The 16927-nt window shown below is 49.5% G+C and carries 11 protein-coding genes; 6 read left to right on the top strand and 5 right to left on the bottom strand.

The window, feature by feature from the left end:
- Positions 1 to 8 precede the first annotated feature (8 nt).
- From FDX01_RS15960 to FDX01_RS15945, 4 genes are all read right to left on the bottom strand, one after another.
- Positions 9 to 296 (bottom strand): VF530 family protein, encoded by a 288-nt coding sequence (locus FDX01_RS15960; protein ID WP_096757060.1) that lies wholly within the window; start codon positions 294 to 296, stop codon positions 9 to 11.
- Between the two features lie 157 nt (positions 297 to 453).
- Positions 454 to 1788, bottom strand: coding sequence for an HlyD family type I secretion periplasmic adaptor subunit (locus tag FDX01_RS15955; protein WP_117342788.1), 1335 nt, complete (start codon positions 1786 to 1788; stop codon positions 454 to 456).
- Positions 1789 to 1790: 2 nt separating this feature from the next.
- Positions 1791 to 3530 carry a type I secretion system permease/ATPase gene (locus FDX01_RS15950; RefSeq protein WP_137400132.1) on the bottom strand — a complete coding sequence of 580 codons (1740 nt, stop codon included), beginning with the start codon at positions 3528 to 3530 and terminating at the stop codon, positions 1791 to 1793.
- A 10-nt stretch (positions 3531 to 3540) separates the two neighbouring features.
- The gene (locus FDX01_RS15945) at positions 3541 to 8880 is read right to left on the bottom strand and encodes a peroxidase family protein (protein WP_137400131.1); all 5340 of its coding nucleotides are present in this window, start codon (positions 8878 to 8880) and stop codon (positions 3541 to 3543) included.
- An 850-nt stretch (positions 8881 to 9730) separates the two neighbouring features.
- Here FDX01_RS15945 and FDX01_RS15940 point away from each other — a divergent pair.
- From FDX01_RS15940 to FDX01_RS15920, 5 genes are all read left to right on the top strand, one after another.
- On the top strand, positions 9731 to 10918 hold the full coding sequence (locus FDX01_RS15940) for an outer membrane protein transport protein (RefSeq protein ID WP_137400130.1): 1188 nt from the start codon (positions 9731 to 9733) through the stop codon (positions 10916 to 10918).
- Positions 10919 to 11197: 279 nt separating this feature from the next.
- Positions 11198 to 11827, top strand: coding sequence for a winged helix-turn-helix transcriptional regulator (locus FDX01_RS15935; RefSeq protein ID WP_117342784.1), 630 nt, complete (start codon positions 11198 to 11200; stop codon positions 11825 to 11827).
- A gap of 308 nt (positions 11828 to 12135) precedes the next feature.
- The gene (locus FDX01_RS15930) at positions 12136 to 14118 is read left to right on the top strand and encodes an alkyl sulfatase dimerization domain-containing protein (protein ID WP_137400165.1); all 1983 of its coding nucleotides are present in this window, start codon (positions 12136 to 12138) and stop codon (positions 14116 to 14118) included.
- Between the two features lie 112 nt (positions 14119 to 14230).
- Entirely contained in the window at positions 14231 to 14527 is a 297-nt protein-coding gene (locus FDX01_RS15925; protein WP_161959022.1) for a DUF1778 domain-containing protein, read from the top strand.
- Positions 14518 to 15000, top strand: a complete 483-nt coding sequence (locus FDX01_RS15920; RefSeq protein WP_137400129.1) for a GNAT family N-acetyltransferase — start codon at positions 14518 to 14520, stop codon at positions 14998 to 15000. Before FDX01_RS15925 ends, FDX01_RS15920 begins: the two co-directional genes overlap by 10 nt.
- A 100-nt stretch (positions 15001 to 15100) precedes the next feature.
- On the opposite strand, the gene FDX01_RS15915 is transcribed toward FDX01_RS15920, so the two are convergent.
- Positions 15101 to 15865 (bottom strand): SDR family oxidoreductase, encoded by a 765-nt coding sequence (locus tag FDX01_RS15915; protein WP_137400128.1) that lies wholly within the window; start codon positions 15863 to 15865, stop codon positions 15101 to 15103.
- Between the two features lie 148 nt (positions 15866 to 16013).
- Here FDX01_RS15915 and FDX01_RS15910 point away from each other — a divergent pair, with 148 nt between their 5' ends.
- Positions 16014 to 16907, top strand: a complete 894-nt coding sequence (locus FDX01_RS15910; protein WP_137400127.1) for a LysR family transcriptional regulator — start codon at positions 16014 to 16016, stop codon at positions 16905 to 16907.
- The last annotated feature ends 20 nt before the right edge of the window (positions 16908 to 16927 follow it).

Raw genomic sequence — 16927 nt, 5'->3', positions numbered from 1 at the left:
AAGGGCTCTTATTTCTTATTAGCGCGACTATTAGCCCAGGGATCGAAGTCCGGTGACTCGGTGTTTTCCGGGGCGTCATCATTCAGGGAATCAAGATACAACGCTTCTACTTCAGCGCGCGCCCAGGGCGTGCGGCGCAGAAATTTTAAACTGGATTTAACGCTGGGATCGTTTTTAAAACAGTTGATGTTGATGAGTTGGCTCAGCTCAGCCCAACCAAAGCGGTCAACCAGCGCAGTGACCTGCATTTCAAGCGTTACGCCGTGTAAAGGGTCTTTCGAAGTATGAGCATTCATATGAAGTCCAGTTCAGGGGTGCAAATTAATCATTCACGCACGCAGTAGGCTTGCGAAGGGGAAGGTTACAAGAAAGCAGGGCGACCAGCAATGGCATAAACAGGCCTGATGCTCGCGAATGAGCACCAGGGTTCCTGTCAGGGTAATGAATTGACGATCAGTATTCTTTAAACGCCAGTTCCAGACGGGCGAGTAAGGGTTTAAACAGGTAGCTTAAAAATGTCCGCTCGCCGGTTTTTATCGTTACGCTGGCGGGCATCCCGGCTTTAATCTTGTAATCACCCAGCAAGCGCGCACCTTCAGAGGAAACCTGCACTTCGGCGAGATAATAGGGCTGTTGGGTGGCTTCATCAATTAACCGGTCAGCGGAGACGGTTAATACATGCGCAGGTACTGACGGCAGCAACGCGTGGTTAAGGGCCGGGAACAGGACGTCCACGGTTAACCCTGGCGCCAGTTTATCAATGGCATGTACCGGTATTTTGGCATCGATTTGCATCGGTTGTCCGGCGGCAACAATATCCATCAGATGTTCGCCCGGTTGAATTACACCGCCAACGGTACTGACCTTAACGTCCAGTACCACACCGTTAATGGGGGAGCGAATTTCTGTGTTATCCAGCTCATGACGGGTAGATACCAGTTCATCTTCCAGCATGGCGACTTCTTTTTGGTTTTCGGTCAGTTCAGACTCTACCTCACGCAGGTATTGATGACGCGCCTGATATGCTTTGATTTTCAACTCATTTTGCTGAGATTTGAGTTTGGCAATGTTCAGAATATCTTCGGATACACTGCTGGAGATTTCAGCGGCCTCACGTTCAAGCACCAGTAATTGCGCTTTCGGGTAGTAGTTTTTTTCACTCAATGCACGAATTGCGCCGAGCTCGCGGTTAATCAGCGTGAACTGATGATCGCGATAACCTTTTATTTTGTTGAGATTTTCCGTCTGCCCGATCAGGCCATCAAGCGTTTCCTGAATCATCGACAATTCATCCTGAATCGTTTTACGCCGGGTATCAAAGAGTTTGGCCTGCAAATTTCTGACTTCTGTCAGACGTTTATTCCCGGAAAATTGCTGAGTCAGCGCGCTATTGAAGGCAATCTCCTCCAGGCCGTCTCGCTCTGCCATCAGCCGGTCTTCAATACTTTTTGCTGAAATATACTGCGCGTTTAAGGCACTGAAACGCATATCGAGCTGCATTTTATCCAGACGGACGAGGACCTGATTTTTTTTGACCTGGTCACCTTCTTTAACGAAGATATCCGTTACACGTCCGCCGCTCAGATGTTGAATTGTTTTCCGGTTGCTTGATACCGTCACCGTGCCATCCGCGACCACCCCGGCATCCAACGGCGCCTGTACCGCCCAGAGCAGAAAGCCGCCAACGCCGAGCACGATGACGATGATTCCCCGAACAATCGGCGCCCAGATATTGGTATCCACACCTGAAGACCCCGGATTTCCAGAACCTTTTGTATTCTTTTTCATCTTCATGCCTCGCGTTTTTGTTCATTGTTAGATGAAGACGCTGTCGCCACTGGTTTTAATACATTGGCCTGGCGTAACGTGGTAAAGACTTGATCACGGGTACCAAACTCCTGGATAGCCCCTTCATTGAGCAGTAAAACCTTGTTCACCACACCGAGCAGCGTGGGGCGGTGGGAGATGATCACGGTGGTTTGCCCCTGGGTTCTGAGGGTATTAATCGCCTTGATGAGGGCAAATTCACCGGCATCATCCAGGTTAGCATTTGGCTCATCAAGGACCAGAAATGCGGGGTTGTTATACACCGCGCGCGCCAGCCCGATACGCTGACGCTGACCACCTGATAATTGATATCCACCTGAACCCAGTAAAGTGTCATACCCCTGCGGCAGGCGCAGGATCATCTCGTGCACACCCGCAAGCAGCGCGGCCGCCACGATAAGTTCACTGTCATTTTTCGTAAAACGGGCGATGTTTTGCGCGATTGTACCGTCAAACAGCTCGACATCCTGCGGAAGGTAGCCGATGGACGGACCCAGCAGTTCTTTATCCCACTGACAAATATCCGCGCCGTCGAGCCTGACTTTACCCGATAACGGTTTCCACACGCCGACCAGCACTTTAGCCAGCGATGTTTTGCCTGAGGCTGACGGGCCGATAATCCCCAGTACTTCGCCTTGTTCAAGCTGAAATGAAATATTGCGTAGCAGCGGAGTATGCTGACCGGGGGCGGCCGCAAAGACGGCTTCGACGCTGATATTGCCTTTGGGTTTTGGCAGAGTCAGGACATCTTTCGGAGCCGGGTACTCCTTCAGCAGGTTTGATAACTGGTGCCACGCGCTGCGAAATTGCACAAACTGCTTCCAGCTGCCGATCACCTGTTCAACCGGGTTCAGAACGCGCCCCAGAATAATCGAGGCGGCAATCATCAGGCCGGGGGTAATTTGTCCCCCGATCACCAGTAGCGCACCGGCGCCCAGCGCGATGGACTGCAATAACACTCGCACGAAGCGGCTCAGGCTGCTTAATCCTGCCGTTTTGTCGGCGATCTGCGTTTGTAATACCAGCACCTTGTCATGCTGGGTTTGCCAGTTGGACTTGAGGGTAGAGAGCATCCCCATCGCTTCAATGGCATCGGAGTTTTGCAACTGCTTATTGAGTTTGGTGGCATTGTTGATGGTCAACGCATGGGCTTGTTGAATAGGTCGCTTCGTCGATAATTCAGACACTATGGTGAGAATAAACAGTATGGATATCCCGCCGAGGGAGAGATATCCCAATAAAGGGTGGACAAGAAAGGCGATGAATAAATAAATGGGGGTCCACGGAATATCCAGCAGAGCAAACAGGCTATTGCCAGAAAGAAACTGACGAACCTGGTCAAGTTCTGCTATTGACTGCGCGGGATTGTTCTCTCCGGTGGCAATCTTTCTTTTAAACGCTGAGTTAAAAATCAGCTGGCTTAACTTCACATCCAGCCGATTTCCCAGACGAACCATGACCTTAGCACGGGCTGATTCAATCATGGCAATGACAGTATATAATCCGACAATAAGTAAGGTTAACATTAACAGCGTGGTGGTGTTTTTACTCACCAGAACGCGGTCATAAACCTGTAGCATATAAATTGCCGGCGCCAGCATAAGCATATTAATCACACAACTAAAAAATAACAGGATAAGAAAAGTAGGTTTCGTTCCTTTTAATGCATCATTCAGTTCTGTTGGCGTATGCTGGCGCGACATAGTCTTCTCCTTATACGATCAATGAACCGTTGCCGTTATTACTGGCAAGGGTGTTCGGCGTTTCCAGATAAAAATCACCTATCGTGACGGTGCTTGAATTGACGCCGACCAACGTGATGTTGTCAGCCCCGATAGTCACGATGGTATTGCCGTTACTGCCGGTGATGGACACGCTGCTGGCAAAATTCCCCGCATTAATGCCCAACTGAACCAGGTCAAGATAGTCCTGACCACCATTAGGATTACTGTCAAAACCGGTGATGCGGTCTCGCCCAAAGTTGGCGGCAAAGGCGAAGATGTCATTCCCGGTACCGCCATCCAGATTGTCATTGCCTTCCTGACCATTGAGGATGTCGTCACCGTTACCGCCGGTGAGGGTATCGACGCCCGCGCCGCCAATCATGACGTCGTTGCCGTTTCCACCTTGCAGGTTATCATTGCCGTCTCCGCCATCCAGGAAGTCATTCCCGATCCCACCGAACAGCTGATCGTTGCCTCCCATACCAAACAGCTGATCGTTGCCCGCACCACCGGTAATGATGTTGGCGAGCCCATTACCGGTACCGATAAAGCTGCCGCTGCCGGTGAACACCAGTTCTTCAACGTTACCGGTCATGTCGTAGCTGCTGAGGCTGGTGCGAACCACGTCCGTCCCGCCGTTCAGACCTTCGATCACCACATCACCAACGTCATTCACGATGTAGGTGTCATTACCGGCACCCCCGGTCATGCTATCTGCCCCCAAACCACCATCGAGGAGGTCATCTCCGGCATCGCCTTGCAGCGTGTCTTGTCCCGCGTCACCAGACAGGCTGTCGTTTCCGGCCCCTCCGACCAGCAGGTCATCACCCGCACCACCAAACAAATTGTCATTGCCGTTTTCACCGCGCAGAATGTCACTCCATGCGGTACCGTTCAGCGTGTTGTTTCCGTTATTACCAACAATCAGATCCCCCACCGGTTGAGTGGTGGTTGATGTCAGAACAACAGGGGGGTTGCCTTCGTCATCAACGACGGTGACCACTACCTGCAACGTGCGTCCCACAGCGGCCTGACCTGGGGTATAGGTTGCCGATGTTGCACCAACAATGTTGATGAACCCTGTCGGGGAACTCATTCGCCATTGGTAGCTGAAGTTGCCGCCACTCAGACCGTCAGCATCAGCAATGCCGGAGACCACTGCGGTCAACGTCAGGCTTTCAGTCGGCGTCAGGTCGTTAATCACCGGTGCGCCGGTGGTCGCCTGATTGCGTGGCATAATGGCCTGGGTTTGTGCTGAGACTAAGGTTTCCGCATCGCCCATTTGGTCGTTAAAACTGGCGACCACACGCAGCGGAGCGCCCTGAATAGAGCCCGGTACTCTGAACTCTACGCCGGTTGCCTGATCGCGCCATTGTCCGTTGACCAGAGCCTGCCAGGTCATGGTGATCACCGTATTTGCCGCGAGTCCGTTACCATCCAGCAAGTTGGCCACGTTAACGCGCAGCAAGTCACCGACCGAAGGTGTCGCGCTGCTAATGTTGACGTTACCTGTCGCTTTTTGTGCGGTGACCCACAGCTGTTGACCGTCGCCAAACTCCAGTTTTTCGATATTCAGCAGGCGGTCAGTGCCGTCATCCAGGTTGAGGGCGGCATTCGGCGTTGCGTGGTCGACCCGAAGGCTACCGTCCGCCATACGGGTAAAGGCATAGTTCGTGCTGATATCGCGATACACCGCAACGTCAGTTTCGGTGCCGTTACCTTCACGCAAGATCTCACGCACGATCGACAGCTGGTTCGGTTTCAGGGTGCCGGCCAGCATGTACGACTTCAGCTCAGCCATGCTTTCTGCACTGGTGAGTCCTGCCATGCCGGTGACGGCAATACGCACGTTCAGCCAGGCATCGCCATCAATGATGTCGTTACCCGCTTTACCCATAATACGGTCGCTGCCGCCACCGCCGAGGATGATGTCGCTGCCGTCATCCGGATTCAGCAACACCGCATTCGGGTTAGAGGAACGCTCGACGCCGAGAATGGACTGTAGGCCGTTGATCCTGTCCGCACCTTCCTGCGTCAGGTTATTGGAGAGCGGGGTGCCCTGAACCGGCGCGGTGCCGATCGGCTGTTCCGTGCCGGTCAAAATGTCGTTGTGCTTCCATCCTGAAAGCCCTTCGACCAGGTCAAAGCGGTCACGCAGAATGAATTCCTGCTGATTAACGAAAATCGGGATCCCGAGATCGGAGTTCGCACCGTTCGGGTCGCCTTTATGGATTGCCCAGTCGAAACCGGCCATACCATTGTTGCGTTGAATACCCGCGCCCTGAACCATAATATCGTCGCCAGCTTCACCATCGTAGTCGGTATCGTTGCCCTGACCGTTCAGCACATCATGACCAATAATGGTACTGTTGAAGAACAGCTCAGAGTTATCACCGGCTAGCGTGTCGAAGCCGTCGCCGCCTTCCAGCCAGTCGTCACCTTCGTTACCCATCAGGGTATCAGCACCCGAACCGCCCAACGCAAAGTCGTTATCCAGACCGCCGAAGACCTCCTGTGCATCTTCGCCAACCACTACGAAGTCGCTGCCGCTGCCGCCAAAGACCAGATCGTTACCGTTACCGGAGAAGATGACATCGTGCCCGGCATCGCCGTGCAGGAAATCAGCATCGCCAACCGGTGTTCCGGTGTCGGTAATAATGTCATTGCCGTCACCGCCGTGGACTACATCTGCTTCGTCGCCCCCGTCCAGACGGTCATCACCACCGTCACCCCACAGGCTATCGATACCTTTACCGCCAATTAACGTGTCGTTTCCGGCAGTGCCGCCGAGTACCACATGTCCGTCGCCGATGTATTTCAGGTAGCCGCCGTCGGCATGGGTATCACCATCCACATCATTCCCCGGAGCCCGTCGCACCAGCAAAGGTGTCAGCAGGTCTTTCAGCGGGTTCCCCCATGTTGGGTCACTTTCCATTTGCAACAAGGTGTTGACTTCGAAGATATGATCCGGCGTCTGGAACAGGTTAGCGGGCAGGTGAGAGGAATTCGCTTCGCCAAGGTCGCTGTTACGCATCACCAGTGCGGAGAACGAGTTTGCCTCCAGTTCATTGAGCAGGTTCAGGCCCTGAACACGGCTCAGGTAGTAGAACCGGTCGCCGTCCTGCAGCATTTCCATCTGCGTTTCAAACACAAAGTTGAAGGTCGAACCCAGCATGCCGCCGAATTCGTTTTTGCGCTCGGCCAGGCCGCCGATCCAGAAATCGACCATATTCAGGCCGGTTTCTTTGGTAGCCCATGAGTTGGTGCTGTTGAAGAAATCGAGCGCATCTGCTGGTGGGGCATTGTTTTTATCGCCAAACAACAGGAAGTTAACCGCCGCGCGTTTTTCGACGAGGGTGGTGGCGTTAAGGATCAGCTCATGCTGACCGTAGGCGGCCATAAAGTTAATAATGGACGCCGGGTTTTTCAGGTAGGTGGTGAAATCGGCCCAACTGGTATAGGGGCGCAACTGCGAGTCACCGCTGAGTTCAAAGAACTGCTCGCGAGCCTGGTTCAGCGTTGGCATTGCGGTATCACGACCGCGCGCAATGTTGAGTGCACCTAAGTCCAGCGGTAACCCGATGAGGTTATTGCGCAAGGCATCGGTAATAAACTCATCAATCTCGTTGCCCACCTGACGCGTCATGCCGCGAACAATTGCGCCGATGGCCGCATCATCAGAAACACCCACACCGTTGATTTGATTAAATGCCACCGGGTTGAGGAACGCAGTAATTAAATCGAGATCGCCGTTTTCGTTGTCGATATCGGTACGCGCCACGGTTTCTGTGAGCATCGAGTGGCCAAAGCGATACACCACATGTGCAAATTCGGCAAAGATCAGTGGGTTAATATCCGCCGTGTTAGAGAAGACAAACGGGTCGACGGCAGGTTGCACTGTACGTGCAAATTCCTCGAACACCAGGTGCTGGTACTGCATTTCCGTAGAGAAACGTCCTGCCTGGAATAAGTACTCACCATTCCAGACCAGGGTGCTGGTATCTTCGGGCAGTTCGGTTATTTGGTGTTTGGGCATTAACCACTGGTTAATAAGGTCAACATCGCCGGTTTCCAGCAGGGTGGTTTTATATTGTTCCACCAGGCGGTTATGTTCGCTGTGGAACACCGCATGGACGGCAGTCAGGCCAATGTTTTCATTACCGCGCCCGTCGCCGGTGATAAAGTGGCGATCGAGCAGTTCGTTGTCGTAAGTACCTGCTGGTTGCTCGGTTGCGTTACCGTTGCCAACGGCACCATCACTATCAGCAGCCAGGCCCGCTTTTGGCGCAGCCGTGTGGGCAATATCATCGAGGAACGCATGTCCCGTCCGGAATGTATCTGAAGGTAACGGGCCACCGTTAGCCTCAACCAGGCCACCTTTAGTGACAATTTGTACTTTACCGCTGTCACTTAAAATCAAATTACCGTAACGGTCGGTCGCCAGCAGTGGAACACTAAAGACATCCTGATCGGTGAGTGTAATACCGAGTAAGGTCTCAGCCTGATGTTTGACGTCAGCCCAGGTCGCCAGACCACCGTTAGCACCGCCCAACAAATTACCGGTAGGCTCTGGTATACCGTCAATTAATACGTATTCACGGATGAAAATCTGATGCGAAGGATGAGAGGTGTAGGTTTGGTTTTGATCAATAAATGGCGTCGTCGTGTTGACCGTTTCACGGTCTTTATCAACCGTGGCCCGGGTTAGGATCATAAAGTTAGTTGGTGAACCTGCCTCGTACAACGGGTCATCGGGTTGCAAGGGAATAAAAACAATCCCGTTGCCACCTTTAGGGATCAGATCCAGGCCGTGGTCAAAAAACTGACCAAAGAACGTCATCCAGCCGTTAAAAGCAGGGGAGAGTCCAACATCCGGAGACTGGTTAGGGATGGTTAAGGTATTGCCTTCCCCGGTGATGGTACCACCGCCTGGCACGCCTGATAATGCGTCAAACACCTCCTGAGCGGCAGGGTTAGAGGCTGTTTGGTCCGAAATCAAGTTACTGATGATTCTGGGGTCTGCATCAGTAACCGTACCACCAAGTTGGAAGTAGCTGGACCCCTCATCGGCATCCTGCCAATTCAATGCGGTTAACCTCGGCATTGTCTGGTCGGCAGAGCCGTATAACTCCTGGCCGGGCAAAAGGCTATTCCACGAACCGTCTACCGTGCGCAGTCCATAGGGTAATAGCGGGCTGGATACTGACTCTCGAAGGGCATCGCCATTGATCGAACCATCCGGATTAGTTGCTGCTTCAGATATTTTGATCTGCTTAAGAATAAAAGCGAGATCGTGGAGTGTGACAGTAAAGTCATATTGTGAGGCCATAAATAATTACCCCTATCTTTACTTTGGATTAGCTATCATCTGTCATCTCTGTTACTAACTAAAACAGATATGAGAATGAGTCTTATTTGATTCTCGTGTGCTATTACGTGTACAGATTCCGTTCTTCAAATAGTTAAAATATTGGCGTCATTATTAAAGTTATTCTCCTGGTTTGCGTGCTAATATATTCACCTCACTTATTGATTAGGTTTGAAAAAAATGGAAGTCTGTTTAACCCATTGAATCTAATCACATACTCAGGACACACAGTTTTGCGAAGACGACGTCTTCGCAAAGGTTAAAAGTGGCGTTTTTATCTCACATGACATTTTTGTTATGATCATAACTATGGATTTTCCTGTGGCGACTTCACTCATACTTTATAATGAAAATATTAAATTTTCATTTCTTTACACTTGAGTTAATTATCACCACGAGGTGCTGACGCCCACCATAAAATAATGCTTCAAAGACCAATATGTATTGAGTAGTGGTAAGGTATGAGGACCTATGATTCTTTAAGTATTTTGGTCATTATTTAACAAACTAAGCCACTGAGGGTAAGCAAACCCTGTGACGATCGTCAATGTAGTCTTATTCTTAATACTCTACGTAAAACAGATGATTTAAATGTGTTTTGTAATAGTGAAGTCGTAGTACTGAATTTGAAAATTTAATATTGGATCGATTTTGTCACGACACCACGCCAGTCCCCTGATTATGATGTTACCGAAAACAATAAGACAATCTTTGCGAAACAGAGGGGTAACTCTATAGTTTTTAGAGAGACGGGCACGTTGTTGGCCATACTTCTTACACAAAAAGATTATCCATCAATGCAGGTAACCAAATGAAGAAAAAAATCATTCTCATCTCCGGGATGCTATTTTCAACGCTCAGTCATGCAAGTGCGCTCTATTTTTACGAAATAGGTACGGAAGATACCGCGCTAGCGGGAGCCGGGCAGGCCGCCCGGGCCCAGGATGCGTCAACGCTATTCACTAACCCCGCAGGCATGACTCGCTTACCTGACCACATGGTTACCACAGGATTGCAGGCAATGGGGGGAGATATTCCCTATTCGTTGAATAACGAATCGGTGGATCGACAAAGCCCCGGCAACGTCATGACAATTTTTCCTAATGCCAGTCTGTTTTATACACAGCAACTCAGTGATTCCGTTTCGGCGGGGATTGGATTATATGGCAACTATGGACTGGGTATCGATTTTGGCAACTGGACAGGGGATCGGTTAATTAAAAAAAGTACGATGGTAGCAATGACCCTCAGCCCTGGGATGGCCTGGAAGTTGAATGATAAAGTCTCAGTGGGTGCGGCTGTGGGGCTAAACTATGGTTTTCTGTCGCTAACCCGAAATGTCGGGGGTAATGATGAGAAACAAAACGATCATGACTGGGCGACGAATTACCGTCTTGGCTTGCTAATGGATTTAACCGATCGCACCCGAGCAGGTATTACCTGGACCAGTAAGACCGATTATCATTTCAATATCGATGGAAAAGCGCGTTTCCCAAACCTGCCAAATGTTGAGTATGACCTGCCGATCTCCGCACAAGTTCGTGCACCGCAGCAGGTGATGTTGAGTCTGGTTCACGATATCAACACGCAGTGGTCGGTGATGGGCGATCTTGGCTGGCAGGACTGGAGTCAGTTTGGTAGCCCACAAATAACCGTTAATGGTCAATCGAACGAACACGCCAATCGTATGAGAGATACATGGCATACCGCGTTAGGCGTACAGTATCGCCCTGATGAGCAGTGGCGAATTAATGCAGGAGTTGCGTTTGACAGTTCGCCGTACAAAACACAAAGTGATGTTGCTCTGTCGTTACCTACCGGCGACGAATGGCGATTTGGCACCGGGGCACAATACCAGATTACACCTGCCAGTAATATTGGGTTTGCCGTGGAGTATTTGCATATGCAGTCTTCTCAGGTTAAATCAGATGCTTTTGCGGGCGAATATAAAAAACCGTGGCTTTGGTTTGCCAGCGTTAATTACAGCTATCAATTTTAGCGCATCATTTTAATAAACCCGGCTTTAGAATGATGCTAATAGTAACGGTTGTGGACTATTGAATTCACAACATCTGTTCCCGTGTCATACCGGGAGCGTACAGCGGCATAATTAATCGTCTGTCGCTACCGGCTGGTGGACTTTTCCATATGACATAGCCTAATAAAAATAAATTTGTTCTTTTATTAATAGGAACCCTATGGCTGGAATATGGTCTATCTTCATTGAAGTTATCTTGGTTTACATCGTTAGCTCAATTGAAAGAGTACGGGTTTTATCATGCAAATTTTACCACCGGTACGTCCTGAACAAAGCATCCAACGCTTGACGCAAGCGCTTGAACCCATAGCAGAAAAACTCAAGGTTGTGCCACGTCGGCGTATCCTTTGGATGCACAAAAATCAGCCTCAGTTGTATCTTTTTCTGCAAGGAGAGCTTTCTATTTTGCGTTCGTCGGATGGCCTACTGATCGTCACGGTCTATGAACCTCATCTGTTCGGTCTCGCCGAGATGCTCCAACCAATTCACGGTCATTTATTACGTGCAGAAACAGAGTCAACAATACTACGCGTCGATGCGCATAAAGCGCGAGAGCTGTTTCATAAAAATGGTTTATGGGAAGACGTTGCCTCCATAGTTTCCTACCATACCGGTTATCTCTTCTATCGTGATGATTTAGTGGTACAGCAGCGTACCTATTCAGTAATACGCAATCATCTGGAGGAGATGATGCTTTTACCCGAGGAGACACGCCAGCGAGTCGCTATTTTAGATTATATTCAAGAGCGTACGCACTTATCGCGTAGCAGCATTTTGAATGTTGTCTCCGCGTTAAAAAAAGGTGGTTATATTGATTTCGAACGTGGGGGGTATCTGACATCAATCAGCAGATTACCTGAGAGGTTCTGAGTAAATCCAAAAATAAATTAAATATCAGTTATCAGCAGGGCTTGAATATTCTATTGTGGTGGTACGTTATATCCATCAACCATGGCTGTATTTCCACAATAGGTAAGATATGAAAAAGACAATCATCACACTCATTTAAGAGTAAATGAAAATTTATAATTAAACATCTTTTTAATTAACCCCATTGGTTTTTGGTGTTAGTCTTTTATTATCGAATAATACAGACTTACATTTTCACCCTTATACAATTTTTCAACATTCAAAAGAGTAGGGAAGCCCTGCTCATAAAGTATATTAGCCGAGGATTTATGCAACTTAATAAAATAGTGGGTTATATGGTCATCGCTGGTGTGTGTTCCACATCATTAATGTCGCTGCCAGTTATGGCGCAAGAGGGAGCGAAAGATGCCACGGCACAAACGAAAAGTGCAAACGATTCATTGTACGGGCAGTTACCTTTCAATGATAAAACTGATTTTTCTAATGCTCACAAAGGATTTATTGCTCCGCTTCCGGCTGACCTGATTAAAGGAAAACAAGGCAATATAGTCTGGAATCCGCAGCAGTATGCATTTATTAAAGAAGGTGAAAAAGCGCCCGATACAGTGAACCCAAGCCTGTGGCGTCAGTCACAACTGATCAATATCGGTGGACTTTTTGAAGTAACCGAAGGGGTTTATCAGATCCGAAATCTGGACCTTTCAAATATGACCATAATGGAAGGTAAAGAGGGTATTACGGTGGTTGATCCGCTGGTATCCGCTGAGACCGCAAAAGTGGGGATGGATCTCTATTATCAACATCGTGGAAAGAGACCCGTCGTGGCGGTCATTTATACTCACAGCCATGTTGACCATTATGGTGGCGTTCGCGGCGTCGTTGATGAATCCGACGTAAAATCCGGGAAAGTGAAGGTGTATGCACCGGCTGGTTTTATGAAAGAAGCGGTGTCAGAAAATATTATGGCAGGTAATGCCATGAGTCGCCGCGCCAGTTATATGTACGGCAACTTATTACAGCCCGATGCGAAAGGACAGGTTGGGGCGGGGCTTGGGACGACAACCTCCGCCGGGACGGTGACGCTGATTGAACCTACCAACTACATCACCCACACCGGGCAGAAAGAAGTTATCGACGGGCTGACCTACGATTTTATGATGGCTCCAGGTTCGGAAGCTCCATCAGAAATGCTGTGGTATGTAGAAGAGAAGGGCATGATTGAAGCGGCAGAAGATGTGACTCACACGCTGCATAATACCTATTCGCTACGCGGTGCGAAAATTCGCGATCCGTTGGCATGGTCAAAATATATCAACGACGTGATTGGTCGCTGGGGCGGTAAAGCAAACATTATTATTGCTCAACACCACTGGCCAACATGGGGCAATGAAAATGTCGTGACGCTAATGAAGAGCCAGCGCGATATGTATCGCTACATTAATGATCAGACTTTACGCATGGCTAACCAGGGACTGACCCGTGATGAAATCGCGGCGAACTTCACGTTGCCGCCCGGTCTGGCAAAATCATGGGCCAGCCGCGGTTATTACGGTTCTGTCAGCCATGACGTGAAAGCAACCTATGTTTTTTACCTCGGCTGGTTCAACGGCAACCCGGCAACCCTCGATGAATTGCCACCCGTCGAAGCGGCAAAGAAATATGTTGATTACATGGGCGGCCCTGATGTCATTATGCAAAAAGCAAAAGCAGATTATGCCCAGGGCAATTATCGCTGGGTGGCGCAAGTTACGAACAATATCGTCTTTGCCGATCCTAACAACAAAGAGGCACGCAACCTCGAGGCCGATGCCCTGGAGCAAATGGGATATCAGGCTGAATCAGGTCCGTGGCGGAATTTTTATCTGACCGGTGCCCAGGAGTTACGCAACGGCGTGGTGAAAGGTGCGACACCAAATACGGCCAGCCCAGATACGGTTAAAGCTATGTCACCGGAGATGTTCTTTGATTATTTGGCGGTGCACATCAACGGCGAAAAGGCAGCAAATGCAAAAGCGGTCTTTAATGTCGATTTAGGCAATGACGGTGGCAACTATAAGCTGGAGCTGGAAAATGGCGTGCTTAATCATAGTGCTAACGTGCAGGCCAGTAACGCTGATGCTTCAATTGTATTGAACCGCGCGACCCTGAACAAAATCATCCTCAAAGAGGAGTCGCTAAAACAAGCAGAAGAAAAGGGCGAGTTACACGTCAGAGGTAATCACGCAAAACTTGACGAATTCCTCGGCTATTTAGACAGCTTCGACTTCTGGTTTAATATTGTAACACCTTGATTATGTAGAAGGTGAAGTTAAAACCCGCCGAATCAGGCGGGTGCAACTCAAGTTTCGTATAGCAATCTGCTACCAATTGGGCTAAGGTTTGTGTATAGCAATTTGTTACCATATGGAGAAACTTATGCAAACCAGCGCTCGTAAGCCAACTCGCGATAAGCAAATTAATATCCGCGCTACTGATGAGGAACGCGCAGTGATTGATTATGCCGCAAGTTTGGTTAATAAAAACCGCACTGACTTTATCATTGAGAAGGCCGTGCATGAGGCCCAGAATATCATTCTGGATCAGCGTGTGTTCGTCCTGGACGATGCCCGATATCAGTCTTTCATTGAGCAGCTTGAAGCGCCTGTACAAAATATTGAGGGGCGTCAACGCCTGATGGATGTGAAGCCAGAATGGAAATAAACGTCACGGCGCCGGCGTTGCTGACCGAAGGGCATGAGCTGCAGCCATTCGATTGCGGTAATGAGGTGTTAAATGATTGGCTACGTCGCCGGGCGATTAAAAATCAGTACCTCAACGCATCGCGCACATTCGTCATTTGTCTGGAGTCTACTCAGCGCGTAGTGGGTTACTATTCCATTGCAACTGGATCCGTGAGCCACGCTGACTTAGGGCGTAGCTTACGTCAGAATATGCCCGATCCTGTTCCGGTTGTTCTGTTGGGCCGTCTTGCTGTTGATGCCAGTACGCAAGGTCATAGTTTTGGAAAATGGCTGCTTAATGATGCTGTACTGCGCATTTCCAACTTAGCCGATCAAGTGGGTATCAAAGCCATCATGGTACATGCTATTGATGGCAAGGCCAGAGCGTTCTATGAATATTTTGGTTTCGTTCAGTCCCCAATAGCGGCAAATACGTTGTTCTACAAAATTTAAGCAACCGTATTGTTCCCGAATCGCCAGAATGCGTATTACTTGACCACTACAAATGAAAGTCCTGAAAGTCAAAACGGCAGGGTATAACCTCCTCTAAAATCTAATATAGGTTCAGCTCGTTAATAATGCAGTCAGGTTCTTCACGCAGAGGCATATTGTCCATGTCTAAAACCCCATCATTTTTTTGTGGATCATCAGTCTGCAGGTCTGCAAACAGTGGCGTAAGATCCTGCTGTGCTTCGCCTCGTTCAGCCACCAACTCGAATGTTTTATTTTTTGCCTCGTCGTTGGTCAGGGCACTGACCAGGACCTGGGCGATTTGCTCTCGAGATATCACACCGTCTTCCGGCGTTCCCGCATGGCGACGATCTCCCTGGAGCATCACGATTCTGTGCTCATCATCATTGTTGTAATCAAACCAGCCGGGCCTGACGATGGTATAGGGATGACCGCTGGCCCTGACCAGACGCTCGGCACGTCTTTTCCAGTCATGAACCTCAGTGCGCTGATTCCAGGTGCTGAGCCGTTCAGTCACGCCAATCGTGGTCATCAGGCTGATACGAACAGGTACACCCTTGAATATTCGTAAAATATTGCGTACTCCGCCGTAATCGATAGCGCGGGCACCAATTCGACCCTGACCATCAGAACCGAGTGTGAAGATGATGGCATCAATATCTTTCGGTAATTCGGTGAGTGTTTCAGGCATTGAAACATCGCCGTAAAAAATATCCGTTCCCCGAGGAAGCAATTTTACTTTGCGTTTATTTCTGACCAGCGCCACGGGCTGATGACCCATTTCAATAGCGGTATTGACGACATGAAGACCAATACTTCCTGTCGCCCCGGCAACGAGTATTTTCATGATAAACCTTCTGATAATGCAGACTTATTTTCGATACAGCCAGAATATCAATTATCATTATTGTCAGTAATAGGGCTAAAATGATTGTGTCTATGAACACCCTTCATGAGTGTGCGATGAAGGGAATGCCTCCATAAGGAAATCGCCTATGCTCAAAGAAAACTTCAACGAACTGCAAATCTTTCTTGTGGTAGCGAGGGAGCGAAGTTTTACCAAAGCAGCGGGTAAACTGGGCGTTTCTCAGTCTGCACTCAGCCACGCGATGAAGGCCCTGGAGGAAAGGCTGAATATCCGCCTTCTGACCCGCACTACTCGAAGCGTTGCCCCTACAGAGGCCGGTGAGATAATTATTGCCTGCCTTGAACCGCGTATTGCCGATCTTGAACAGGAGCTGGAATCGCTGGTTCAACTGAACGGTACTGCCTCCGGCAATATCCGTTTATCTGCCGGGGAGCATGCCGCGCGAAGTCTGGTCTGGCCGAAGCTAAAACCCTTCCTCAGGGAATATCCGGAAATTAATCTCGAGCTGGTGGTGGATAACGGCTTTGTCGATATTGTTGAGGGGCGTTTTGATGCCGGGATCCGACTGGGTGAAAGCGTGGATAAGGACATGGTTGCGGTAAGAATTGGGCCGGACATGAGAATGGCCGTAGTGGGAGCCCCATCTTATTTCGCTACATACCCTGCACCCCAAACGCCGCACGAGCTACAAAATCATCGGTGTATCAATATGCGCCTGCCGACAGCCGGTGGGCTTTACCACTGGGAGTTTGAGAAGGATGGGAAACCGTTACGGGTCAGAGTGGAAGGGCAGGTCACATTTAATCTGCAGGCAGAAAGGATTGATGCGGCGTTATCCGGTTTTGGCATCGCCTGTATACCTGAAGACAGGGTGCAGGATTATATCAAGTCAGGAGAGCTTATTCAGGTTTTGCAGGACTGGTGCCCATCTTTCCCCGGATATTACCTCTACTACCCGAGCCGTAAGCAGCATCCACCCGCTTTTGCGCTGTTGATCGATGCACTTCGCTATTCAGAGTAACGGGCCCGCATTTTGCTGTG

The organism is Citrobacter sp. wls613, from assembly GCF_005281195.1.
Lineage (GTDB): Bacteria > Pseudomonadota > Gammaproteobacteria > Enterobacterales > Enterobacteriaceae > Citrobacter > Citrobacter gillenii.
Note: the sequence above shows the minus strand (reverse complement) of the source record. Positions and strands in the feature narration are given on the sequence as shown.